This is a genomic window from Enterobacter sp. PL_is511 (assembly GCF_055816065.1).
In genome coordinates this window covers 171490-197465 of record NZ_JBVPGP010000022.1, presented here as the reverse complement: position 1 = coordinate 197465, position 25976 = coordinate 171490, and the positions used below count along the sequence as shown (strand labels likewise).

General features: G+C 54.5%; 22 protein-coding genes. 15 read left to right on the top strand and 7 right to left on the bottom strand.

The genetic code is table 11. The annotated features are described in order from the left end of the window. Nucleotides 1-14: 14 nt before the first annotated feature. The 7 genes from fhuA to hrpB form a co-directional block, all read right to left on the bottom strand. The gene (fhuA, locus tag AC0TN7_RS11940; RefSeq protein ID WP_473702175.1) at nt 15-2264 is read right to left on the bottom strand and encodes a ferrichrome porin FhuA; all 2250 of its coding nucleotides are present in this window, start codon (nt 2262-2264) and stop codon (nt 15-17) included. Between the two features lie 205 nt (nt 2265-2469). Next, complete coding sequence (locus AC0TN7_RS11935) at nt 2470-3474, bottom strand: fimbrial protein (protein WP_473702174.1); 1005 nt, start codon at nt 3472-3474, stop codon at nt 2470-2472. Between the two features lie 12 nt (nt 3475-3486). Further along, entirely contained in the window at nt 3487-5964 is a 2478-nt protein-coding gene (locus tag AC0TN7_RS11930; protein ID WP_473702173.1) for a fimbria/pilus outer membrane usher protein, read from the bottom strand. A 20-nt stretch (nt 5965-5984) separates the two neighbouring features. Beyond that, nucleotides 5985-6698, bottom strand: a complete 714-nt coding sequence (locus tag AC0TN7_RS11925; RefSeq protein WP_048990247.1) for a fimbrial biogenesis chaperone — start codon at nt 6696-6698, stop codon at nt 5985-5987. Between the two features lie 42 nt (nt 6699-6740). Next, complete coding sequence (locus AC0TN7_RS11920; protein ID WP_024907504.1) at nt 6741-7313, bottom strand: fimbrial protein; 573 nt, start codon at nt 7311-7313, stop codon at nt 6741-6743. Nucleotides 7314-7659: 346 nt separating this feature from the next. Further along, nucleotides 7660-10185 carry a bifunctional glycosyl transferase/transpeptidase gene (gene mrcB / locus AC0TN7_RS11915; protein ID WP_024907503.1) on the bottom strand — a complete coding sequence of 842 codons (2526 nt, stop codon included), beginning with the start codon at nt 10183-10185 and terminating at the stop codon, nt 7660-7662. Nucleotides 10186-10327: 142 nt separating this feature from the next. Further along, nucleotides 10328-12757 (bottom strand): ATP-dependent helicase HrpB, encoded by a 2430-nt coding sequence (hrpB, locus tag AC0TN7_RS11910; RefSeq protein WP_463726582.1) that lies wholly within the window; start codon nt 12755-12757, stop codon nt 10328-10330. Nucleotides 12758-12830: 73 nt separating this feature from the next. Here hrpB and thpR point away from each other — a divergent pair, with 73 nt between their 5' ends. The 15 genes from thpR (at nt 12831) to AC0TN7_RS11835 (ending at nt 25966) form a co-directional block, all read left to right on the top strand. After that, nucleotides 12831-13385: an RNA 2',3'-cyclic phosphodiesterase gene (gene thpR / locus AC0TN7_RS11905; protein ID WP_100122360.1), complete on the top strand. Its 555-nt coding sequence runs from the start codon at nt 12831-12833 to the stop codon at nt 13383-13385. Beyond that, on the top strand, nt 13375-14079 hold the full coding sequence (gene sfsA, locus AC0TN7_RS11900) for a DNA/RNA nuclease SfsA (RefSeq protein WP_463726581.1): 705 nt from the start codon (nt 13375-13377) through the stop codon (nt 14077-14079). The genes thpR and sfsA overlap by 11 nt, the downstream gene beginning before the upstream one ends. 176 nt (nt 14080-14255) lie before the next feature. Then, on the top strand, nt 14256-14711 hold the full coding sequence (gene dksA / locus AC0TN7_RS11895) for an RNA polymerase-binding protein DksA (RefSeq protein WP_001155232.1): 456 nt from the start codon (nt 14256-14258) through the stop codon (nt 14709-14711). Between the two features lie 59 nt (nt 14712-14770). Further along, on the top strand, nt 14771-15661 hold the full coding sequence (gluQRS, locus tag AC0TN7_RS11890) for a tRNA glutamyl-Q(34) synthetase GluQRS (protein WP_473702172.1): 891 nt from the start codon (nt 14771-14773) through the stop codon (nt 15659-15661). Nucleotides 15662-15703: 42 nt separating this feature from the next. Beyond that, the gene (gene pcnB / locus AC0TN7_RS11885) at nt 15704-17101 is read left to right on the top strand and encodes a polynucleotide adenylyltransferase PcnB (protein WP_073961632.1); all 1398 of its coding nucleotides are present in this window, start codon (nt 15704-15706) and stop codon (nt 17099-17101) included. After that, nucleotides 17098-17577 (top strand): 2-amino-4-hydroxy-6-hydroxymethyldihydropteridine diphosphokinase, encoded by a 480-nt coding sequence (gene folK / locus AC0TN7_RS11880; protein ID WP_473702171.1) that lies wholly within the window; start codon nt 17098-17100, stop codon nt 17575-17577. The genes pcnB and folK overlap by 4 nt, the downstream gene beginning before the upstream one ends. Before the next feature lie 123 nt (nt 17578-17700). Further along, nucleotides 17701-18492: a 3-methyl-2-oxobutanoate hydroxymethyltransferase gene (gene panB, locus AC0TN7_RS11875; protein WP_008501941.1), complete on the top strand. Its 792-nt coding sequence runs from the start codon at nt 17701-17703 to the stop codon at nt 18490-18492. A gap of 11 nt (nt 18493-18503) precedes the next feature. After that, nucleotides 18504-19355, top strand: a complete 852-nt coding sequence (gene panC, locus AC0TN7_RS11870; RefSeq protein WP_008501942.1) for a pantoate--beta-alanine ligase — start codon at nt 18504-18506, stop codon at nt 19353-19355. A gap of 31 nt (nt 19356-19386) precedes the next feature. Beyond that, complete coding sequence (gene panD / locus AC0TN7_RS11865; protein ID WP_003856284.1) at nt 19387-19767, top strand: aspartate 1-decarboxylase; 381 nt, start codon at nt 19387-19389, stop codon at nt 19765-19767. 316 nt (nt 19768-20083) lie between these two features. Continuing rightward, entirely contained in the window at nt 20084-20686 is a 603-nt protein-coding gene (locus tag AC0TN7_RS11860) for a fimbrial protein (protein ID WP_024907495.1), read from the top strand. Between the two features lie 79 nt (nt 20687-20765). Next, nucleotides 20766-21509, top strand: a complete 744-nt coding sequence (locus AC0TN7_RS11855; protein ID WP_024907494.1) for a fimbrial chaperone — start codon at nt 20766-20768, stop codon at nt 21507-21509. 79 nt (nt 21510-21588) lie between these two features. Next, nucleotides 21589-24183 (top strand): outer membrane usher protein, encoded by a 2595-nt coding sequence (locus tag AC0TN7_RS11850; RefSeq protein ID WP_024907493.1) that lies wholly within the window; start codon nt 21589-21591, stop codon nt 24181-24183. A 22-nt stretch (nt 24184-24205) separates the two neighbouring features. Next, entirely contained in the window at nt 24206-24781 is a 576-nt protein-coding gene (locus tag AC0TN7_RS11845) for a fimbrial protein (RefSeq protein ID WP_024907492.1), read from the top strand. A gap of 25 nt (nt 24782-24806) precedes the next feature. Then, nucleotides 24807-25349: a fimbrial protein gene (locus tag AC0TN7_RS11840; protein ID WP_024907491.1), complete on the top strand. Its 543-nt coding sequence runs from the start codon at nt 24807-24809 to the stop codon at nt 25347-25349. 14 nt (nt 25350-25363) lie between these two features. Next, a complete protein-coding gene (locus AC0TN7_RS11835) occupies nt 25364-25966 on the top strand; it encodes a fimbrial-like protein (RefSeq protein WP_024907490.1) in 603 nt (200 codons plus the stop codon). The last annotated feature ends 10 nt before the right edge of the window (nt 25967-25976 follow it).

Sequence of the window (25976 nt, the reverse complement as noted above, 5' to 3'; positions counted from 1 at the left end):
TGCCCGGACAGAGATTAGAAGCGGAAGGTCGCGGTAGCAACAACCTGACGTTCAGCACCCCAGAAGCAGCCGTAGGTGTTGAAGCAGCTGGCAACGTACTCACGATCGAACAGGTTGTTCACGTGCAGCGCCACGTTCGAGCCTGCCATGCCAACGCGTGCCAGATCGTATCTGACCAGCGCATCGACAACGGTGTAGCTGCCAACCTTGAAGGAGTTCGCCGGATCGCCATAGCTGGAGCCCGTGTAACGCACGCCGGTACCCAGCGTCAGGCCAGACAGTGGGCCATCAAACATCGTGTAATCACCCCAAACGGATGCCATGTGTTTTGGCACCTGAGCTGGCGTGTTGCCTTTGTAGTTCGTATCGGTGGTGTATTCCGCATCGGTATAGGTATAGGAGCCGACGACGTTCACGCTTGCAGAGAGGGCCGCTTTCGCTTCCAGCTCTACGCCACGCGCGCGGATTTCACCGCCTTCAACGGAGAAGAAGGAGCCCGCCGGGTCCGCCATCAGGTTGTTGGTTTTGGTCAGCTGGTATACCGCACCGGTAACAACGATCGGACGATCGTTCGGTACGTATTTCACGCCCGCTTCGTACTGTTTGCCTTTGGAAGGCGAGAACAGTTTACCCTGGGCATCGGTCTGCGAAGCCGGTTCAAACGATTCGCTGTAGCTAAAGTACGGGGTGACACCGTTATCAAACAGGTAGTTAACGCCGCCGCGCCAGGTGAACTGGGTGTCATCACGTTTGGAAGTGGTGTTCGTCACGCGGTTGTAGGATTCCTGATCGGCCCAGTCATAACGGCCGCCCAGGGTTACCAGGACCTTATCCCACTGCGCCTGATCCTGAACGTAGAGTCCCGTCTGTTTCTGACGGTTAAGGATCTGATACGGGCCGGAGTTTGCTGGGTCTTTTGCACCAAAATCAAAATCGCTGTTCACCGGATGGTAGAGATCCAGCAGCGGAACAGAGTCGTCATAGCCAAACCAGGAGTTGATGTCGTTACGCATACGCATAAAGTCAACGCCGGTCAGCAGGATGTGGTCCACATCACCCGTAGCGAATTTGCTCTGCAGCTGAGTATCAACGGTGAAGTTCTGCAGTTTTTCATTATCGACAACGTATTTACGCGCCAGATAATGGCCTTTGTCCGATGGCGCTAACGCCGCGCACTGCTTGTTGCCGCTGTTCGCCGGGTCGGTACAGACACCATAGCCGTATACGCTGTTTTGCGAGGTTTTGTTCTCAGCAAAGCGCAGGTTCTGGCGCACGGTAAAGGTATCGTTGAATGCGTGGTCGAAGCTGTATCCCACCATTTTCTGGTTACGGGAGTAGGTGTTGTTCTTCGCGCCTTCGTTGAAGTTCGTCGGAAGACGATCGCCATTTGGCAGCGGATCAACCGTTCCCTCTTTTGGCAGCCAGCCGTAGTAGCCTGTCTCAGGCTCGTTCTGGAAGTATGAGAGGAACGTGAAGGTGGTTTTATCATCCGGACGCCAGGAGAAAGAAGGCGCGATGGCATAACGCTGCTCACCTTTGCCTTCCTGCTGCGAGTTGTTCGAACGTGCAACGCCCGTTAAGCGGTAAGAGTAAACGCCGTCATCGTCGATCGCATCGCTGAAGTCAAAGCCGGTCTGGAACAGGCTGTCAGTGCCCATTTTGAACTGAACTTCTTTCAGCGGCTCGGTGGTTGGGCGCTTGCTGACCATGTTCAGCAAGCCGCCAGGGCTGCTTTTGCCGTACAGAACCGAAACCGGACCGCGCATGATCTCGGCGCGCTCCAGCATATAAGGGTCAATCACCGCGTCGTTATAGAAGTTGCCTTGCATCTTCATACCGTCGAGGTAGTTATTCTGGGTCTGACCGTCGGCCGCGAAACCGCGAATGACCAGGTAGTCATAGGTGTTAGACGCGCCACGCGTACCCACCGCAACACCCGGCGTGTAGCTCAGGGCTTCTTTCACCGAGCGTGGCTGGTGCAGCGCCATCTCTTCAGCGGTCACCACGGAAATAGACTGTGGAACCTTTTGAATCGGAGTATCCGTTTTGGTCCCGGTCGCCGATTGCCGTGCAGCGATGGTCGCCGCCGGTCCCCAGGCACTTTCCTGTGCCGCAGGTGCTGCGGTTACCGTGATAGTTTCTTCTTTTTTCGGGGTTTCGGCCGCATGAGCATACGCGGACATGCCGGCAACCGCTGTGGCGACGACGACCGCGAGTTTACGCAGCGACGTGTTCATTGGCTGAGCAGTATTGGAAAGCGCCATGATGTTTCTCTGATGGAAAAGTGAATGATAACGTAAACGAGAATTATTATTATGAGCGCCAGAATAATATGCGAAACGCGGGTTGCATAGCAAGCAGTAAGCAGCCCTACAAGATTTAAGGGTTTAAGAATTAACCAGATGAAAAGAGTGGGTTAATAAGGATAGCGAAATGATCGCTAAAGCCCGCCAAAACGGGCAGAGAGGGTTAACGGTAAAATACCTCGAACGTGGCGACGGAATCGACTTTGCCCGCTTTAACCTCCCCCGTTTTGATGTAGCGCGCCTTGAGAGGGATTTCAACGGGGATCTTGTCCTGCGTACTGGTTATCGCCGTGTAGTTCTGATCAAACTGCAGCACCGTATTATTCTTATCAAGAATTTGGATGCCGACACCCGCGGCGGCGGAATCTCCGGCAGCGATGCCGAGGATATTGCCGTTCTTCACACCCGTTGAGCCCGCGCTGGTGAACTGATAATCGATCTTTGTCCCCGCAGAACAGTCGGTGATTTCAATCTTAAAACTGCTGTCGGTAAGTATCTCTGAGTATTGCCCGTCAAAATCCTGAACGTTGACCGTTTTAAGAGGCACATAAATGTTACGGTCGACCAGGTTACAGGTGTTGGTTGTAATGCGAACGCTGGCAGGAGAAAAGCGCATTTCACCGATCACCGCGTTCCCCAGGATATCCATTGAGGTTAATCGTGAGGTATCGAGATATCCTTCCTGAATATCGCCCGTTATCACCAGCTGCGCAGTGGCGCGAAAGGTAGATACTCCATGCGAATAGCCATGTGTTGAGCCAATATAGTGCATTGGCCTGACAAGATCCTCGTCATTATAGTTTGGTAACTGCTCATTCGAGGAAGCGGCCCGAATTCCAATCCCCGGGACATTAGTTTGATAAACGCCAGGCATAACATCTTCACGCGCATCGCTTTCCGTCAAGGAGAGATAGCCTCGCCGTATTTGCGCTTCACCGATGCAGTCTATGGCCACTTCTTTACTTTCAACGCTGTCATCGTAAATGATTGTGCCTTTCGGGGTATCAGGAGCAACAATAATCACCGGCGGAAGTTGAAACGTCACCACAGCATCCACGCCAGAGCTGCCGTTAAAAGTACAGTCTGCTCGAGCTGAATGGAAAAAGGCGGTCGCCAGCAACATCAGCACGGGTAAGAAAAACGTTTTCATGGAACAGTGTAGATTCATGAAATACCTCTTTTAATGACAGTTGACCGTGGCTTTCACGATCCCTGCTGAGCCCTGGGAGGGAAGATCCAGCTCTCCATGACACTGATGAACGTTTTCTTCCCCCCACTGCACGCTAAACGTTGTTTTGCCGGACAGCCCCGTGAGGTAAACCTCACCGTCATCCCCGACGATGGCGGTGGTACTCTCCAGCGCTACCACAGCCCCAAACGGAACGGGCTTACCTGCGTAGAGCAAGGTCACCAGCGCGCGTCGTCCAACGCGAGCATCGAAGGTCGCGTGCAGAGCCGCCCCTTTCGTCGGCACGAGATCGAGCGTTGCCGCATCGATATCAATATCTTCCCGATCCTGTGTATTTACGGTGATGACGTTGTGCCGATAGGCCGTCATAGAGGGCACTATGGCGTTACCAAAACGGTCTGTAGAGATGCCGCGCCCGTTTTGCACTTTGACGTTATCGCCATCCTTAATGTGCACAATGGCAAAAGCGTCGCGTACGGGTTGCCCCAGCGTCACGCCATGCTCGTGGGCAACGATCGACCCCTGCGCGCTGTAGTTCCACTGTCTATTATCACCGCTGTAGCTGTAGCTCATCCCGACCTCACCGGAAGCGCCACGGTAACGCCCGGACAGGCTGCCGCCGTAGCCGGTATTTTGATTGGCATAGCTCTGCTGGAGGTTGTAGCTCAGCTTATTGTCCTCCAGCGCGGTGCCGCCGAGCCCGACCTGATGTGAAACAAACCCACCGCTGGCGGTGTTAGCGCTGTAGGTTGCCCAGGAGTCAGGCAGCCACTTTGAGAACGGAATGTTGACCGTCAACGCCATCTGCCGGTCGGTATTGGCGTCCGGCGTGCGGGTCAGGTTGTAGCTTACCGACCAGGTGATATCGCGCCAGCTGGAGCTCAGCCCCGCGCTGACGCTGCGCTCATGGCCGTCCATATCCCAGTAATCCTGCTGATAGCCGTTGAGATAAGCCGAGCCCCAGTCTGAAATACGCTGGGAAAGGTTTAGCTGCATGCGGCTACGGCGGTTGTTGGTTCTGCGATAGGTATAAATGCCGTCATCGATCTCGCCGTCACGCCGATCGATAGCTTCCTGAAAGGTATAAAACCCCGAGGTAGAGTAGCGGTAGCTGGCAAGCGTGACGGTCGTATCCGTGTCAGGGATATCTTTGGAGTACTGGGCCCGCCACGATAAACCGCTGGCATCGTCAAGCCCGTCATCAAACGCGGTACGCGCGGCGGTGAAGTCGACAGATGCGGAGCCGAAGTGCCCCAGGTCGGCACCAAGCCCCAGCAGCAGCGCATGATACAGTGACGCCCCCAGCGCGCCGGTATAGGCCGTGACGCCGTAAGGCAGACCATAGATAGCCGTACCTTGCGCAAAGATGGGTTCATCTTCACCTTCATTACCGCGATAGCGCCCTGCTGCCAGCGAGTACTTAAAACCGCCTTCTCGCTGTAACACCGGCACCGACGCGCTGGCCTGAATGAAGCTATGCTCGCTGCCATCCGCCTCTTCGACGGTCACTTCCAGATCGGCTCCGGAAGTCACCTGGCTCAAGTCGCGGATCTCAAAAGGCCCTGGCGAGACGTTTGTCTGATAGATGGTATAGCCGTTTTGCTTGATGGTGACTTTCGCGTCGCTATTCGCAATACCTCGCACAACGGGCGCAAAGCCTTGCTGGCTGACGGGCAGCATAGCGGTGTCCGTTTCCAGCTTCACGCCGGTCATCTGGACGCTGTCAAAAAGCTCGCCATTGGTATACGTCTGCCCCATCTCAAGCTGGCTTTTCAACGCTTTGATGTCACGCTGTAAAGTGCTGGCGATAGCCTCCCAGCCGGAAGCATCGCTCCAGGTGCTGTTATTACGCAGTCGCCACGCGCCAAGATTCATCCCCGACTCCAGACCCAGCCAGGTTGAAGAGGCTTTGCCCGAACTATAGTGTTGCTGAGAGCCGCTGAGCTGATAGCTTGTCCAGGCGGCAGGCGCGCCGTCATCCCAGAATTTCGGGTTAATCGCTCCGGCGGCGGCGCGATCGCGATAGATCTGCGGAATGACCAGCTTCAGGGTCTGGTTATCCTGATCGTAATCGTAGCGTGCATTTTCAATGAAATGAGAGATGTCCCGAACGTAAGCCTCGTCGTCCAGACCCTTTAAGTCAGGGATCGTGTCAACTTTCACGCCGTATTCGCGCAGGTCCGCTTTGGTCAGCTCCGGCAGCAGATGCTGTTTGTCGTCAGAAAGCACATAGGTGAGCGTACGTGTATCCAGCACGTCCCGATCCCACATAATCGTCGTGGGGTAGCTCCCCGCAAGTAAGCCATTATCATTGATGAATTTTTTGAGCGTGGAGGTATTTTCGAGAGGGGTATCCAGTTCAAGGATCCGCAGGTTGAATTCGTCATCCGCACTTGCAGGCTGGATCGCGGCGAGCAGCGCCAGCGCGATCCCGGACAGTACCTGTTTGTGAAGTAAAGATGACGACATAACTTACCAACATGATCGATTTAAAGAGCCTGCTTGCGTAGAGGAGTCTGGGCGCCGAAATCATTAATAGCCGTCCAGGTCACCGCGCCATTTGCCGCTTTTGGTAGCGCGAAACTCTGCTTGCTAAACGGTGCAACCATCATTGAAATGGCACCCGGCGTGGTTTTGGTCTCTTTCACCGGTACACTTTTCCCGCCAACGGCCAGTTCGCCAAAAGAGACGTAAAAAGGGGTAGGGTTGTTTGCAATTAGCGTCTCACCCTGACGATGGAACGTGATTTTTTCATAGGCTCCCAGGGCATCGGTTTCCTTCAGTTGAGCAGGACGCCAGAAAAGCTTCAGGCGCGTTTTCATCGCGAACTGCAGCGTGTTTTTCTCTTTCAGATCGGGCGAGAGTGCAGAGACGGATTTCACATTCGCCAGAAAAAGTGATTCGCGGTCTGCCGGCAGGCTGTTTTTATCGCCGGTAAAAATAACGTGTAATAGCGTCTGACGATTTTCCTGCAACTTATAGACAGGCGGCGTAATAATAAAGGGAGCCTTTGCATCATTGGGATAACTGACCCAGCTTTGCACCAGATAACGCGTATGAGGATCTTTATTTTTAAGTGCGATTTGTACTTCAGATTTATTCGATGGATAAATAATTCGCGTACCACCGAGAACAACGCTTGCCTGCACTGAAAAGCAAGAGATAATTAAACAACCACATAACAATTTAAATAACGTCTTCATACAGCGTTCCAGGAGGCAGCCGTTCAGGCTGCCAATAATTGCTTAGCGATAGACAACCTCAAATGTGGCTGAGGAGGAGTAATGACCCGCGGTTGGCGCGGCATCACCGACCTGAATCACTTTCGCGGTGTAGTTAAAGACAGAAGCCGCTGCGCCGGTCGGATCGTTAGCCACGTCGGTGCCCGCATCCGGTACTGAACCGTCGAAGACCACATCGCCTTTGGAGCCGTTGTCGTTGCTGACAATGATGCCAACGTTAGTGGCGTTGCCTGCGCCGGAGAGATCGTTCTTCAAACGCTTGTACGCGGCGTCTGTCGTTGTGCCGCTGAACTTGAGGTTCAGTTTGGCGACCAGCGGGTCACATTTTTTTACTTCAATCTTAAAAGCTTTAGACGTCCCGACCTGACCGTCGATGCCAAAATCTGAAGGATAAGTATCTGCGAATGTGACGGTGGATTCATTGGTCCCCGTACCATCAACATTGATCTCGCAGGTATCCGCCACAATTTTTCCGGCGAAATTTACCGTACCTGAATCATTCGCTGCAAAGACCGGCAGCGACAAAGCCGCCATAATGCTTCCGGCCAATAAAGAAGAAACAATTATCTTATTCATAACAACATCCTTATATATGTTTATAATGGAATCCATTCCTGGGAAAAATACTTTTCGCCAGAATGCCATTTAAAATTTGATGTCACTTAGCCCCAAAAAACCATTAATAAGAACATCCCATGAGGAAAGTGAGATTCACGAACTTAATTACATCAGATTAATCTTTACCTTGTCCAGCAGGCTGGCAAATAAAATAGTTTAAAGTGATACCAACGCACTGATTAAAATAATAAAAATTACGCATTAGTAATTCTTAATTAGACATTTACTAAAATTAAAATAAGAATAAATGTTAAGACAAAAAAAGCCGCTTATCACTAAGCGGCTTTTTTATTCAGGAAACTAATCAGTTTCCGCCAAACATGTCCTTAATCCAGCCGGCTACGCCATCGCTGTCTTTCTTCTCATTCTGCTGCTGCGGCTGTTGCTGCTGCGGCTGCTGTGGCTGAGAAGACTGATCGAACGGGTTGCCCGTCGGCTGTTCAGGCTGGCTCTGCTGACACAGGGAATCCGGGTTGGTTGTCCAGACCGGCAGGGTACGCATTCCGCCACCGCAGACAAAGTTACCGGAGCTGTCCACGCCCATATCCACGATATCTTCCGGCGCAACGAGGTTCAGCGGCACCGGTGACTGATTGGCCAGGTAGCGCTGGTAAATCGACATCGCCCCGCTCGCCCCGTACAGTTTGGTCGGCTGGTTGTTATCGCGGCCTACCCAGGTGATCACCACTTCGCGGCCATCAATACCGGCAAACCAGGTATCAACGTTGTTGTTGGTGGTCCCGGTTTTACCCGCCAGATGCAGACCCGGATACTTCGCCCCCAGCTGACGCCCGGTACCACGCTGCACCACCTGCTGCATGGTCCACAGCGTCATGTAGGCGGCCTGCGCAGGAACGGCACGCTCTGCCTGCGGGAAGCTCTGATACAGCACGGAGCCATCTTCGGCAATCACCGAACGCAGGGCAGACAGCGGTGCGCGGTTACCCCCGCTGGCAATGGTCTGGAAAGCCTGGGCGACTTCGATCGGCGTCAGGTTAAGCGCGCCGAGGATCATTGCCGGCACCGGGTGCAGCTGATCTTTCGATACGCCCAGTTTTTGCCAGGTGTCGACAATCGCTGGCAGTCCCAGCGACATGCCCAGGTTAACGGTTGGTACGTTCATGGAACGCGTTAACGCATCCACCAGCATCACCTGACCGCTGAACTGTTTATCATCGTTCTGCGGTGACCACACCTGGCCGTTAGGCTGGCGCAGGGAGATCGGCGCATCCGCAATCCAGGTATTCAGACGATACTGGTTTGGCTGACTCAGGGCTGTGAGATAGGTCGCCGGTTTTGCCAGAGAACCGATCGAGCGACGCGCCTGCATGGCACGGTTGTAGCCTGCAAACTGCGGCTCGGCACCGCCCACCATCGCACGCACTTCGCCGGAGTTGCGATCAACCACTACCATCGCGGTTTCAAGATCGGAGAGCTTACGCTGTTTCTTCAGCGCCGGAATGCCTTCCACCGCCGCTTTTTCTGCCGCATCCTGCGCCACGGAGTCAAAGGTGGTGAAGATCTTCACGCCGGAGAGATCTTTGACCTTATCGCCAAGCTTGCTTTGCAGCTCCTGACGCACCAGTTGCATAAACGCAGGCTGAGGCGAAATCACACCGCCGCGCGGCTGAACGCCAAGCGGACGTGCGCTCAGCATGTCGTACAGCTCCTGGTCAATCACCTGCTGTTGTTGCAGCAGACGCAGCACCAGGTTACGACGCTCCAGCGCCAGTTTCGGGTTACGCCACGGGTTATAGATGGACGCGCCTTTCACCATGCCCACCAGCAGCGCCTGCTGATCCAGGCTCAGCTCCTCCACCGGACGACCAAAGTAGTACAGGCTCGCCAGCGGGAAGCCGCGGATTTCGTTATCGCCGCTCTGACCGAGGTACACCTCGTTCATGTACAGCTCAAGGATGCGATCCTTGCTGTAGCGCGCATCCATCAGCACGGCCATGTAGGCTTCGTTCGCTTTACGCCAGTAAGAGCGTTCGCTGGAGAGGAACAGGTTCTTCACCAGCTGCTGGGTCAGCGTACTCGCGCCCTGTACGGTACGGCCGGCAGTCAGGTTAGCCAGCACCGCACGACCAATCGAATAAAGGCTGATGCCATCATGCTCGTAGAAATGGCGGTCTTCGGTTGCCAGCAGGGTATCGACCAGCAGATCCGGGAAGCCGTTACGCGCCACGAACAGGCGCTGCTCGCCGTTTGCTGACGAAAGCATGGTGATCAGACGCGGATCGAGACGGAAGAAACCAAACTGACGGTTGTTATCCATGTTCTCGATGGTATCCAGACGATCGCCGTCAAAGGTCAGACGCGCGCGCACCTGCCCCTCTTTGCTGTCCGGGAAATCAAACGGACGACGGATCATCTCAATGCTGTTGGACTGCACGGTAAATTCGCCAGGCCGCGTCATTTTTGACACCTGACGATACTGGGTGGCTTCGAGCAGTTTAACCATCTCGTTCTTCGTGATGGACATATCTGGCTCAAGGTTCACCATACGGCCATACACTGCCGCAGGTAACTGCCAGACTTTACCGTCGATACGGCTGCGGATCTTCTGATCCAGATACACGCCGTAAATCGCCATCAGCACGACAAAAACAATAAACAGCTTCAGCAGCAGCCAGAACCAGCCGCGCTTGCCCCGAGGCTTACGCCCTTTGCCTTTTCCATTACGCGGCATCGGTTCTTCATCCTCATAATCGTCTTCATAGTCATCGTCATAGTCCTCATCTCTGAGGCGACGACGGCTTACCTTTTCTTTCGCCGGACGCGTTGGTTTTCCCTTACGTCCTATTGGCTCGCGGTCATTCCCCGCCATGCTTTTTCTCCGCAACTTTCAGGCGCAAAGGCCAGATTTTCTTTTCTTCCACAGGCCTGTGAAAGAAGAAATCTCTCAAAATTAGTTCTCCCTCTCCCTGAGGGAGAGGGCTGGGGTGAGGGCATCAGGCCGCACATCCCTTTCAGGAATACTTCTTCGTCCGCCTCGTCGGCGCCGTATTCGCCGGATCGTCCGGCCAGACATGTTTGGGGTATCGCCCCTTCATCTCTTTTTGCACTTCACGGTAGCTTCCCGCCCAGAACGCCCCCAAATCTCGGGTGATTTGTAATGGACGATGCGCAGGCGACAGCAGCTCAAGCACTAACGGCACACGCCCTTCCGCAATGGACGGCGTGGTGGCCTCACCAAACATCTCCTGCATCCGAACCGCCAGCGCCGGCGGATTATCCTCATGATAACGGATGGCAATCCGGCTTCCGGTGGGCACAGTGTAATGCCCTGGCAGTTCACTATCCAGACGTTGACGTAATGACCAGTCCAGTAAATTCTGTAACGCGACCTTAACATCAAGGGCTTTCAGCGCCCGAAGCGAGTGAACACCGTGCATTTGCGGCAGCAGCCAGCGCTCCAGAGAGCCCAGCAATGTCTCATCATCGACTGCGGGCCAGGCATACTCCGGTAGCCAACGTGCGGCACAATGCAGGCGAAGACGATACTGTTCAGCCTCTGGTGACCAGTTCAGCACGCCTAATCCTTTTTCCCGAATGCCGTTCAGCATAGCCTGATGAAGCTCTTCTTCCGACGGCTTCGCCAGCGGCTTCGTCCCGAGGGTCAGTTTACCAATCTGGCTACGCCGAAACGCCTTCAGCGTGCCCTGGGCATCATCCCACTCAACGATGTCCGATTGCTGAAGCAGCTGCGGACAGGTACGGGTCAGGGTGTCAATATCTATGGCTATCGCCTGCAGGATACGCGCATCCGGGGAGTGACTCCCCTGCAGCAGGAGCGGCGCAATCAGCCACTCGTGACGCGTCAGCGCATCATCGCTGTCCAGCATCGCCCCCATGCCGTTTGCCAGCTGGTAGCGACCGTCCAGCCCGCGCCGACGCGCAATCCTGTCCGGAAACGCCTGCGCCAGCAGCCGGGGAATACTCTCACTGTCTGGTACGCCGCCGCGGCTGTTAAGCCGTTTACCGAGCTGCTGCGCCCGCTGCTGCCAGTTCCCCTGGTTGCGCGAAAACGCCTGCCCCAGATCGCTGCTGCCACCGCGCGGCGGCTCCTCAAGAATAGCCGCCAGTTTAGCCGCCGTGGCAATTTCATCGTCCCCCAGCGCGGCCACCAGCATTGCGGCCAGACGCGGATCGTTGCCCAGTGCCGCCATTTTCTGGCCGCGCGCCGTCAGACGTTCGCCTTCCAGCGCACCAAGCTGGGTCAGCAGATTGCGCGCAGCGGCGAGATTCACGGCAGGCGGAGAATCAAGCCAGGTAAGCTGACCAGGATCCGGACAGCCCCACTGCAGCAGATCCATCACCAGGCCCGACAAATCACTTTGTAAAATTTCCGGCGTGCTTTGCTGTGCAGCGCGTTCAGCCTGTTCCGCACTGGTCAAATGCAGGCAGATACCCGGTTCAAGACGCCCCGCGCGGCCCGCGCGCTGCACCATCGACGCCTGGCTAATGCGCTGCGTCAGAAGTTTAGTCAGCCCGGTGCGCGGGTCAAAGCTTGCCACCCTCTCCTGAGCGCTATCCACCACCAGGCGAATCCCTTCAATGGTCAAACTGGTTTCAGCAATGTTGGTTGCCAGCACTACCTTGCGCTGCCCCACCGGGGCCGGAAGGATGGCTTTACGCTGATCCTGGAGCGACAGCGCGCCGTAGAGCGGGCAAAGCAGCACATCACCGCCTACGCGTGTAGAAAGCTGCTCCTGCACGCGCTGGATCTCACCGACACCCGGCAAAAACAGCAGCAGGGAACCGGGCTCCTGGCGCAGCAGCTCAGCGGTAGCAATGGCGACCGCCTCGTCAAAACGCTGGTGGGAGGGAAGCGGTTGATAGCGGCGTTCTACCGGAAACGCCCGCCCTTCAGAGCTGATGACCGGTGCATCGGGTAGCGCCTGCCGTAGCCGCTCGTTATCCAGCGTGGCCGACATAATCAGCAGCCGGAGATCGTCACGCAGTCCCTGCTGAACGTCCAGCAACAGCGCGAGGGCCAGATCCGCCTGCAGGCTGCGCTCGTGGAATTCATCCAGGATCACCAGCCCGACGCCGGTCAGCTCCGGATCGTTTTGCAGCATGCGGGTGAGAATACCCTCGGTGACCACTTCGAGGCGCGTGCTCGGCCCCACGCAGGTCTCGGCGCGCATCCGGTAACCTACCGTTTCGCCCGGTTTTTCATTCAGCAGTTCCGCCAGACGCTGCGCCACGTTGCGCGCGGCCAGCCTGCGCGGCTCCAGCAGGATAATTTTTCCGCTGATGTTCCCGTCTTTCAGAATCTGCAGCGGCAGCCAGGTGGACTTCCCCGCACCCGTCGGGGCATTCAGCAAAACCTGCGGGGCATGATGTAAGGCAGCGAGAAGGTCAGGAAGAACGACGGCGACCGGCAATGAGGACACTAACAGCTCCAGAGGGTTAACATTAGTCGGCGTACATTGTAGCATCGGCGCATATCATTACCGAGTCCTCCGTATGCCTGAGTCGAAACGGCTGTTTTTTGCCATTGAATTGCCCACCGCGATACAGCGTCAAATTGTTCGCTGGCGCGCCGATCGCTTCCCGCCGGAAGCCGGTCGCCCTGTCGCGGCGGCTAACCTGCACCTGACGCTGGCCTTTTTGGGCGACGTCAGTGCCGAAAAGCAGCGGGCGTTAGCCGCAATGGCCGGGCGTATTGCCCAGCCGGAATTTACGCTGCACCTCGACGATGCGGGTCAGTGGCTGCGTTCGCGCGTGGTCTGGCTGGGCACGCGCCAGCCACCGCGCGGATTATTGCAGCTTGCGAACATGCTGCGCGCGCAGGCGGCGCGCAGCGGCTGTTATCAGAGCCCGCAGCCGTTTCATCCACATATCACGCTGCTGCGCGATGCCGGTCAGGCCGTTGCCATCCCGCCGCCGGGTTTTCACTGGGCCTTTCAGGTCAACACATTCGCGCTTTATGAATCCGTCTTTATTCAGGGACGCACCCGCTATACGCCGCTACAGCGCTGGACGCTGGGCGACACCGAAAGGAATTCTGATGAAGTTTAGTCCTCCCCTGCAGCACGCTACGCTTATCCAACGCTACAAACGCTTCCTCGCCGACGTGATCACCCCCGAAGGGGTACAGCTCACCCTGCACTGCCCCAATACCGGTGCCATGACGGGCTGTGCGACGCCGGGTGACAGGGTCTGGTATTCCACATCAGAAAATACTAAACGCAAATATGCTCATACCTGGGAAATGACCGAAACCCAATACGGGGCATTTATTTGCGTTAACACCCTGCGCGCCAATCAGTTAGTTAAGGAAGCGTTGACCCATGGCGTTATTCCCGAACTGGTTGGTTATGGCACGCATAAAAGCGAAGTGAAATATGGCGATGAAGGCAGCAGAATTGACTTCATGTTACAGGCGGAAGACAGGCCGGAGTGCTATATTGAAGTAAAATCAGTGACGTTAGCGGAACAGGAAAATGGCTACTTCCCGGATGCGGTAACGCTACGTGGCCAGAAGCATCTGCGAGAGCTAATGAGTGTTGCGGCGGCGGGCAAACGCGCCGTATTGCTGTTTGCGGTGTTGCATTCAGCCATTGAGCGTTTCTCCCCTGCCCGCCATATTGATCCTAAATACGCGCAATTGTTGAATGAGGCACAAAAGCAGGGGGTAGAGGTTTTCGCTTATAAAGCGGAACTTTCTGCCGATAATATGACTCTGAGATCCTCTCTTCCCATTGTCTTATAAGGGATTAGACGATTGACGATTAAGTGTTCTGGCCGCGTGCGCAAATACGCTTTTCCTCACAGGCTTGTCAAGTGTTACGTTTAGATAATTGCCATCCGGAAAAGCATCTGCTATTTATAGCGACCTGATTTTTCCCCCAACACGGGGATCGATAGTGCGTGTTAAGGAGAAGCAACATGCAAGAAGGGCAAAACCGTAAAACATCGTCCCTGAGTATTCTCGCCATCGCTGGGGTGGAGCCGTATCAAGAGAAGCCGGGCGAAGAGTATATGAACGAAGCCCAGCTGTCGCACTTCAAGCGTATTCTTGAAGCATGGCGTAATCAACTCAGGGATGAAGTCGATCGCACCGTTACTCATATGCAGGATGAAGCTGCTAACTTCCCGGATCCGGTAGACCGTGCCGCTCAGGAAGAAGAGTTCAGCCTCGAACTGCGTAACCGTGACCGCGAACGCAAACTGATCAAAAAGATCGAGAAAACGCTGAAAAAAGTCGAAGACGAAGATTTTGGCTACTGCGAATCCTGCGGTGTTGAAATCGGTATTCGTCGCCTGGAAGCGCGTCCAACCGCCGATCTGTGCATCGACTGTAAAACGCTGGCCGAAATCCGCGAAAAACAGATGGCCGGTTAATACCAGCGCTGTTTACACACTCTAAAGGCGGGAGTCTCTCCCGCCTTGTTACTGTTGATATGTCTGAATCACACTATATTGGGCGCTTCGCGCCATCTCCTTCCGGTGAATTACACTTCGGCTCATTAATTGCCGCGCTCGGCAGCTACCTGCAAGCTCACGCCCGCCAGGGAAAATGGCTCGTCCGCATTGAAGATATTGACCCTCCGCGTGAAGTTCCCGGTGCTGCAGAGACGATTCTGCGTCAGCTGGAACATTACGGTCTTCACTGGGATGATGAGGTTCTGTGGCAGTCAAAACGTCACGAGGCGTATCGTGAACGTCTGGCCTGGCTTCGCGCACAGGGACTTTCCTATAACTGCACCTGCACCCGCGCGCGTATCCAGAGCGCAGGCGGCGTCTATGACGGCCACTGCCGCACGCTTAATCTCCCTCCGGAAAATGCCGCCGTGCGTATCAGGCAGCGCTCCCCGGTGACGCGCTTTACCGATTTACTCTCCGGTGAGATTCATGCCGATGAACGTCTGGCGCGTGAGGATTTTATTATTCACCGTCGCGATGGCCTTTTCGCCTATAACCTGGCCGTGGTGGTGGACGATCACTTCCAGGGCGTGACGGAAATTGTGCGCGGGGCGGATCTGGTCGAGCCGACCGTGCGACAAATCTCGCTGTATCACCAGTTTGGCTGGACGGCGCCGGACTACATTCATCTGCCGCTGGCGGTCAATGCGCAGGGCTTTAAATTGTCAAAGCAGAACCACGCCCCGGCCCTGCCAGACGGCGATCCGCGTCCTGTTTTGATCGACGCGCTGCGATTTCTCAACCAGAATGTAACCAACGAATGGCAGGATCTGCGTATTTACGAACTGCTGAAAATGGCCGTTGCCAACTGGACGCTCGCGGCAGTGCCAAAAATCCAGCATTCTCAAATGCGTTGCGCTGAGCTATGATTAGCCGCTTTTTTCATAACAAAACACACTACGAGGTGTACCATTTTTACCCGAGTCGCTAATTTTTGCCGTAAAGTGCTAAGCCGCGAAGAGAGCATGGCGAACGATGCTATTGCACAGCCACACATGTCGGTTATTCCGCGTGAGCAGCACACTATTTCCCGCAAAGATATCAGTGAAAATGCCCTCAAGGTGCTCTATCGTCTGAATAAAGCGGGCTACGAGGCCTATCTCGTGGGCGGTGGGGTGCGTGATTTACTGCTGGGCAAAAAACCAAAAGATTTCGACGTGACGACCAGCGCCACGCCTGAGCAGGTGCGCAAATTATTCCGTAACTGTCGTCTCGTTGGCCGCCGTTTCCGTCTGGCTCACGTGATGTTTGGGCCAGAAATTATCGAAGTGGCGACCTTCCGCGGGCACCATGAAGCGGGCGCGTCCGATCGCACGACGTCACAGCGCGGCCAGAACGGTATGCTGCTGCGCGACAATATCTTCGGATCAATCGAAGAAGATGCCCAGCGTCGCGACTTCACCATCAATAGCCTTTATTACAGCGTGGCGGATTTCACCGTGCGCGATTACGTCGGCGGCATGCAGGACCTGAAAGAAGGTCTGATCCGTCTGATCGGCACGCCGGAAACGCGCTACCGTGAAGATCCCGTGCGTATGCTGCGCGCCGTGCGTTTCGCCGCCAAGCTGGATATGCGCATCAGCCCGGAAACGGCAGAGCCGATCCCGCGTCTGGCAACGCTGATTAACGACGTGCCGCCTGCTCGCCTGTTTGAAGAGGCGCTGAAGCTGCTGCAGGCCGGCCACGGCTTTGAAACCTATAATCTGCTGCGCGAATACAACCTGTTCCAGCCGCTGTTCCCGACCATTACCCGCTACTTCACCGAAAACGGTGACAGCCCAATGGAGCGGATGATTGCGCAGGTGCTGAAAAATACCGATACCCGCATTCGCAACGACATGCGCGTCAATCCGGCGTTCCTGTTTGCCGCGATGTTCTGGTATCCGCTGCTGGAAACGGCACAGCGTATTACCCAGGAGAGCGGGCTCGCCTATTACGATGCGTTCGCGCTGGCTGCCAACGACGTGCTGGACGAAGGCTGCCGCACGCTCGCCATTCCGAAACGTATTACCACCCTGGTGCGCGACATCTGGCAGCTTCAGCTGCGCATGTCCCGTCGTCAGGGCAAACGCGCCTGGAAGCTGATGGAGCATCCTAAATTCCGCGCCGCTTTCGATCTGCTGTCGCTGCGTGCAGAAATTGAACGCAATCAGGAGCTGCAGCGTCTGGCGCAGTGGTGGGCTGAATTCCAGGTCTCCGCCCCGCCGGAGCAGAAAGATATGCTTACCGGGCTGGATGAAGAGCCGGAACCACGTCGCCGTCATCGTCGTCCGCGCAAACGCGCGCCGCGTCGTGAAGGGACAGCATGACCCTCGCGTATATCGCCATCGGCAGCAATTTAGCCTCTCCGCTGGAGCAGGTGAATGCTGCCGTACAGGCGCTGGGCGAGATTCCGCAAAGCAAGATCGTGGCGGTCTCCTCGTTCTACCGCACGCCGCCGCTGGGGCCGCAGGATCAGCCAGACTACCTCAACGCTGCCGTGGTGCTTGAGACTGAACTGGGTCCAGAAGCGCTGCTGGACAATACCCAGCGCATCGAACTGCAGCAGGGCCGCGTACGCAAAGCCGAACGCTGGGGCCCCCGCACGCTCGACCTCGACATCATGCTGTTTGGTCACGAGACGATTAACACTGAACGTCTCACCGTTCCGCATTACGACATGAAAAATCGCGGGTTTATGCTCTGGCCGCTCTATGAAGTCGCCCCCGATCTCATCTTCCCGGATGGCACCTCACTTAAGTCCATTCAGGACAACCTCAACGCGGAAAAACCCGCTCGCTGGTGATCGGGTTCTCCTGTCAGTTAGCCTCAAAATAATTGTGGCTAATCGTTTACCTAAAATCATTGTTCCCTCGAATGTTACTGTTAGAATGCGCAAAGATTCGCTTTTGGGCTATCAGGAAACAGTATGAAACCAACCACCATCTCCTTACTGCAGAAATGCAAACAGGAAAAAAAACGCTTCGCCACCATCACCGCGTATGACTACAGCTTCGCCAAACTGTTTGCCGAAGAGGGGATCAACGTCATGCTGGTCGGAGATTCGTTAGGGATGACGGTACAAGGACATGATTCCACCCTGCCGGTGACGGTTGAGGATATCGCTTACCATACCCGCGCCGTGCGCCGTGGCGCCCCAGCCTGCCTGCTGCTTTCCGATCTGCCGTTTATGGCCTATGCCACCCCGGAACAGGCATTCGAAAACGCGGCGGCAGTGATGCGCGCCGGTGCCAATATGGTCAAAATTGAAGGCGGCGCCTGGCTGGTTGATACGGTGAAGATGCTCACCGAGCGCGCCGTGCCGGTCTGCGGCCATTTAGGCCTGACGCCGCAGTCCGTGAATATCTTCGGCGGCTATAAGGTGCAGGGCCGCGGCGATGCAGCCCAGACGCTGCTGGATGATGCCCTGGCGCTGGAAGCCGCAGGTGCCCAGCTGCTGGTGCTGGAGTGCGTGCCGGTTGAGCTGGCGAAACGCATCACCGACGCGCTGTCCATTCCGGTGATTGGTATTGGTGCAGGCAACGTCACCGACGGTCAGATTCTGGTGATGCACGACGCCTTCGGTATCACCGGCGGACACATCCCGAAATTTGCTAAAAATTTCCTCGCCGAAGCGGGCGACATGCGCGCTGCGGTCAGGCAGTATATTGCCGACGTTGAATCCGGTGTTTACCCGGGTGAAGAACACAGTTTCCATTAAGGAGTCTCGTTGTGCTAATCATTGAAACCCTGCCGCTGCTGCGCCAGCATATCCGCCGCGCGCGTCAGGAAGGTAAACGTATCGCACTGGTCCCGACCATGGGCAATCTGCATGACGGCCACATGAAGCTCGTCGACGAAGCCCGCGCGCGGGCAGATATCGTGGTGGTCAGTATCTTCGTGAACCCCATGCAGTTTGACCGCGCAGACGATCTGGCGCGCTACCCGCGTACCCTGCAGGAAGATTGCGAGAAGCTCAAAAAACGCCACGCGGATATCGTCTTCTCACCTGCACCAGCGGATGTTTACCCGCAGGGTACCGAAGAGGCAACCTACGTTGACGTCCCGGGCATTTCCACCATGCTCGAAGGCGCCAGCCGCCCGGGTCATTTCCGCGGCGTGTCCACCATCGTCAGCAAGTTGTTCAACCTGGTGCAGCCGGACGTTGCCTGTTTTGGTGAGAAAGATTTCCAGCAGCTGGCGCTGATCCGCAAGATGGTCGCGGATATGGGTTACGATATCGAGATTGTCGGCGTACCGATTGTACGTGCCAAAGACGGACTGGCGCTCAGCTCGCGTAATGGCTACCTGACCGCCGAACAGCGTAAAATCGCGCCGGGTCTAAGCAAGGTCATGAACACCATGGCAGAGCAGATGCTGGCAAAAGAGTTAACAGCAGAAGAGATTATCGCCCTTGCCGAGCAGGCGCTGAACGATAAAGGCCTTCGTGCTGACGACGTACAGATTCGTGATGCTGATACGCTGCTGGAATTAACCCAGAACAGCAAGCGCGCAGTCATCCTGGTGGCGGCCTGGCTAGGTCAGGCGCGTCTGATCGACAATAAAGTGGTTGAGCTGGCGTAGTTCTCGCCCTTGATAATTAAAGGTAAACGTAATGATTCGCAAAATGCTGCAAGGTAAGCTTCACCGTGTGAAAGTCACCCAGGCCGACCTGCACTATGAAGGCTCCTGCGCCATTGACCAGGATTTCCTCGATGCTGCGGGCATCCTTGAAAACGAAGCGATCGATATCTGGAACGTGAATAACGGTAAACGCTTCTCTACCTACGCGATTGCCGCCGAGCGCGGTTCTAAAATCATCTCCGTTAACGGCGCAGCCGCGCACTGCGCAGACGTGGGCGACATTGTGATTATCGCCAGCTTCGTGATGATGTCTGACGAAGAAGCCCGTCGCTGGCAGCCTAAAGTGGCCTACTTCGAAGGCGACAATGAAATGAAGCGCACCGCAAAGGCGATTCCGGTTCAGGTTGCTTGATCAATAATTTGGAAAATTCATCCGGAATAATTTCCGGATGAATTTAATCGAGATCATTTTAAAGTTATAAATCGCCTCCATACACATAAAGAAAAAAACATTTAATCTTAAATATCATTCACCGTAATTATTATTTAAGACCACCAATTAGTTCCTCTAAAAACGCACAACAGTTTTTCTAATAACTCACAGCATTCCATTCCTTACCTCCCTTGGCTATACTCTCGCCGAAATTTAATATTTCAATGATGAACAGTTCACAGAAAGCAATGACTGTGTTCCGTTACTACTCAACCTAAAAATATGGATATTAAAGATGTCTTTTGAAAAATATAAAATGGCAGGTGCTGTGGCTCTATTTTTAAGTGCTGGCTCTGTAATGGCTGCAACTGGCGATACCGGAACCATTACCTTCCACGGGCTGGTCTCTAACAACACCTGTAAAGTTTCGCTGGATCAGAAAATCGATCAGAGCGGTAACGATTTCGACGTTAACCTGGACACTGTTTTCGTCAAAGATTTCACCGCCGCAACGCAGGGTGCCGCCAGTACGCTGGGTCAGAAGAAGTTCACGCTGAGTTTGACTGAATGTACAACAGCTTCCACGACCGCCTCCGCTCAATTTAAGTCATGGGCAGGAACCACCGCTACTAGCGGCGGTATGCTGGTTCCACCTTCAAATGCACAGGGTGCCGCTAAAAACGTAAACCTGGTACTGTCAAACGACGGTAACTCTGATACCTCCCAGGTCGTCGTCGACCAGACCAACAACACTCAGAAAGCAACTATTACCAACAATGCAGCCAATCTCTACTACCGCGTAGCCTACACCCAGGGTCAGGGTTGGGACGCAACGACCAACCCTGTCACTGCCGGTACAGTACAGGCACAGGTCGCCTTCACGATGATCTACGAATAATTTATTTCGTTTTCATCACTGTTATGCTCCCCCGGCGCCGGCTGGGGGTGTTGTTTATCATTCCAAACGGAAGTGGAAAATGTTTACAGCATCATTGTTCAAGGGAATCAAAATCACCTGTCTGGCTGCCGTATGCCTCGCGGCATTTCAGGCAAGCGCAGATATCGTGATCTCCGGTACTCGCATCATCTACCCGCAGTCCTCAAAAGACGTCATTGTTAACCTCGATAACCGGGGAAATAAACCGTTACTGGTTCAGTCATGGCTCGACGATGGCCGCGATGACACGAACCCGCAGGAACTGAAACTGCCATTTGTTATCACGCCGCCTGTCTCGCGCATTGATCCTCAGAAAGGTCAGTCGGTGCGTATTACCTATCTTGGTACGACACTGCCTCAGGATCGCGAATCCCTGTTCTGGTTTAACGTTCTGGAGATTCCGCCAAAATCAAAAGCGAAAGAGGGTCAAAGTCTGAATCAGCTTCAGCTGGCATTTCGTACACGTATCAAACTCTTCTATCGTCCGGATGGGCTTAAAGGCACCCCTGGAGACGCAGCGGTCAATGTCACCTGGTCGCAGAAACAAGAGAGAAATGGTATTTCGCTGATTGCCCACAATAATTCGCCTTATAACGTGTCTATCGCCGCTGTGAAATTTAAAACCGCCGCAAAAACATATGAGGTAACGAATAAATCCATTCTTCCTTTTAGCGAATCAGCAATGCCTGTTAATGGATTGACGACGACCACTGGCGGCACGGTTCAGTACACCACAATTAATGACAATGGCGGCAACAATAACCATGAAACAGCCGTCAAATAAACAGACGCCCCGTTATTACTTCGTTAGTCGATTTTAACATTGCGGGCAATGATTACCCGCATTTATAAATGGATAGACCATGCAGTTTCGACGCTCATTATTATGCCTTGCGGTCAGTACCGCTTTACCTTTATGCGCTTACGCCGCTGACACCCCGCCGGTAGAAAATATGCCGGAGAGTGATGATGCCGTGGAGTTTAACGATCAGTTTTTACTGAATGGTGGCGGTAATATTGATGTCAGCCGTTTTGCGCATGGTAACCCGGTATTACCAGGGACGTATCGCGTCAAAGTGAATTTGAATGGTTCACTGAAATCAACGGTAGAAATGACCTTCAAAGAGAATGGTACACCGCGGGCAACGGCATGTATCACCAGACTCGTCCTTGCACAGGCTGGCGTTGATACACAAATGCTGGAAGATATTCCTGATGACGATAATACGACTTGCGTCGATATCAAAAAGTTCTATCCTGGCGCTTCCGCCGTGTTTGATAGCGGAAAGCAGGCGATGGATCTGCAATTTCCACAAATTTATGTCCTGAAGCGCCCTACCGGCTACGTTGACCCGTCACTCTGGGATAACGGCGTGCCCGCGGCACTACTCTCTTATGACATGAACGCCTGGCACAGCGAAAACAATGGCAGCACATCCGAGACCGGTTACGTTGGTTTACGCTACGGCCTTAATATGGGGCCCTGGCGACTCCGTTCACGCGGCACGCTGAACTGGGATAAAGACAACGGCACAGAATATAGCAGCCAGGATGTCTATCTTCAGCGCGACATTACCCCCTTAAGCGCACAGATGGTGTTCGGCGATTCCTACACCCGGGGCGACGCCTTTGATGCCGTCAGCCTGCGTGGCGCGCGAATGTACAGCGACGACCGAATGTTGCCGATGGGCTCCAGCAGCTACGCCCCCCTGATTCGCGGCACGGCTAACAGCAACGCGAAAATCAGCGTCACCCAGAGTGGCAACAAGATCTACGAAACGACGGTGCCGCCGGGCCCGTTTGAAATTAACGATCTGAGCACCACAGGTTATGGCAACGACCTGCTGGTCACTATTGAAGAGGCTGACGGAAGCAAGCGTTCATTTACCGTACCGTTCTCTTCCGTGACGCAAATGCTACGCCCTGGCGCTATGAGTTGGGATGTCGGCGTCGGTGAACTCAATGATGATTCATTATCTGAACGGCCCAAAGTGGGTTACGCCACGCTGTTCTATGGCCTGAATAACACGTTTACCGGCTATGCGGGCGCGCAATTCACGGATACGGATTTCTACGCCGGGCTATTAGGTGTAGCAATGAACACCCGTATTGGCGCATTTGCCCTTGATGTTACGCACTCACATGCGAATATCGACGGGCTCGATACCCTCAGCGGGCAGAGTTACCGCTTAACGTACAGCAAAGTGGTCGAAGCCACTGACACATCGTTTAACGTGGCGGCATACCGCTTTTCCACGGAGGACTATTTAAGTCTGGATGATGCCGCAACGCTTCAGGACAGCGTAAATCGCCGGAAATATGAAAACCAGAGCTATGACTCCGGCGCAGCGCTTTATAACGACTACCAGCGCATCCGTAACCAGATACAGGTCAGCATTAACCAACCGCTCCAGGCGGGCGACGCGCAATATGGTTCGCTGTTCGTCAGCGGCACCTGGCAGGACTACTGGAACGGCGATAGCTCCACGTCGAACTACAACATCGGCTACAACAACAGCTTTACCTACGGTAGCTACAGCCTGTCGCTACAGCGCACCTATGACCAGATGGGCGCAAAAGACGACAGCGTTTATCTGAGCTTAAGCATTCCGCTCAGCGTCTTTTCGAACAAAGACGGGAAGTCTGGCGGTTTCTCCAATATCAATATGGGCCTGCGCTCCGACCTGAAAGGCGGCACCAGCTTTAACTCTTCCGCCAGCGGCAATACCCAGAACAATGCGGTGAGCTATTCCGTCAGCGCCTCCTCGAACAGCGGTAATTACGGCAACCTTAACCAGATTAGCGGTTATACCTCCTGGAACAGCGGCTATGGTCCGTTGGGCGTTTCTGCATCATTTGGCGATGACAACAGCAAGCAGTATGCCGCCACCTACAGCGGCGGGATGGTGCTGCACACCGGCGGCGTCGCCTTCGCGCCAGGTAGCATTGGCGAAAACGACGCGCTGGCGCTGGTGAAAGCCAGCGGCGCCAAAGGTGCTCGTCTGAACTATGGCAATAGCGAAATCGGCAGTTCCGGCTTCGCCATTCTGCCCTATATGTCGCCATACCGTGAGAACCGGGTCTCGCTGGATATCAGCACGCTGGAAAATGACGTGGAAGTGAAGAATACCAGCACGGTGGCGGTGCCGCGCAACGGCTCCGTGGTGCTGGTGAATTTTGAAACTGATGAAGGTCGCTCACTCATTCTGGAACTTCAGCGCAGCGATAAGGGTTTTATCCCTTTAGGCGCGGATGTCTTTAACGACAAAAATGAACCTGTCGGAACGGTTGGCCAGGCGGGTCAAACCTATGTTCGCGGGGTCGAGGAGCAGGGGGTGCTACGGGTGGTGTGGGGTAACGGCGCGGATAGCGCCTGTACGGTGCATTACCAGTTTACGCCATCAGCGAAGAAAGCGGGGCTCACCGCGGTTTTAAGTAATCAAGTGTGCCAAATGTGATGATTTGTTTAGGGAAAAACCTATGGAACTGAGTATGAGAAACAATATCCTCCGGCTGTCCATGGCCACAGTGCTGACAGCAGGCGCGGGAACGGCAATGGCGCAAAACCTTGACGTTAACTTTACGGCCAACGTACTGGAAACCACCTGTCAGATGAAACTGGTCGGCGGTACAGGTTCAGATACCTCACAGACGCTAACGATTGGTAATAACAATCTGCATATTGAGGATATCAAGAATAAATCCAGCAACGCTCAAGCAGCATTCCAGATAAAGATGGTGGAATGCCCGCAATCATTAACGCAATTAAAAACGACACTGACTGGCGATGTCTCTGGGTATAACGCCTCTCTCATCAAAAACGGGCTTTCGGGCAGCGGAGCCAGTGGCCAATCAGGTGTCGGAATAGCCCGTGAGGAAGATGCCAGCGAAACCCTAATCAAACCCGGCGAGGACGGTAATCTGACCTGGACTGCTGCGGAAAGGAGCGCTGGAGAACTTAAGCTCGTCGCCGCCATACGTGAAACCACCACCTCACCTGGTATCACCGCTGGTAATTTTAGCGCCAAAGCAACTTTTAATTTCGAATATCAATGAGTTGAGAAGAATACGGAGCACCACCATGAAATCTAACTTGTCTATTATTGCTCTGTCCGTCTCTGCTATTTTGTTCTCCGGAATGGCAGCCGCCATCGAGGGCACCAGTAGCGCCGAGATGACATTTGTAACAACCATAACAACCGGTACCTGTACCGCTAAGGTGTATGACGGAGCAACACAAACATCAACCATTGCTTTTGGCGATATCTACACATCAGACGTTGGTAAACTGACCAAACCACTGACCATCAAATTCACTGCCTGCAATGGTGTTACCGAAGCATCAGTAGCAGCAGCAGTAGGTTCGGGTGGCGTATGTACGGGAGAGGCTTATACCACACCTGCAGATACAACAAATACCGGTTTTGAAGTGTGGAAAGGTGATGCTGCGGATGTGGCCGGTAATCAAATGAGCTGCACAACCCCTCCTGCTGCGCAGAAGGTGACTGTATCCGGTGGTGTCGCTGAATTCCCGATGACTTCCCGTATTGTCGCCGCCAGTGGCAAGACACCGGTGCCAGGCGCAATAAGCGCGCCAGTGACCTTCACGGTTGGATACGAGTAAAACAGGTTCTTATGATGCAACAATTACCGTTTTTTTTACGCCAGCCCGGTCTTGTGTTGCTTATTGGGCTGGCTACCGGCCATCTGCCTGGCATTGCCCGTGCAGATGGCGGCATGGATGTTAATCTGACGGCAAACATCATCAACAGCACCTGTAAACTCACGGTGGAAAACGGTGGCGACATCTATCTGCCCGTAGTGATGCGCAACTGGTTTTACAACGGCGACAGCAGCCCCCGTTTTTCACCGACGGACTACGCCGAAGGCACACCGTTTACCATTCATGTGGATGATTGCCACCAAAGCAGCGGCGGCGGGACGGGGATAAAGCAGCTACAGTTTTCATTTTCACCGCAATCGGGTTTTGCCGGTAATCAGAAACAGGTCTTTAAAAACGACGATGCCACCTCAGGCGCGGCGCAAAACGTGGGCATTGTCGTGTTTTCCTCCGCCTTTAAAACCAACGTGTTAAACAGCGATGGCAGTTCAAAGGTGGTTTACAACGTTGGCGCTGATTACTTAACGGATTATCAGTTCTCCGCACGCTACCAGAACACCGGGGAAGTGACCGGCGGGCTTGTCACCAGCAACGTGCTGGTAGACGTGAACTACGAATAAAAGGAATTAT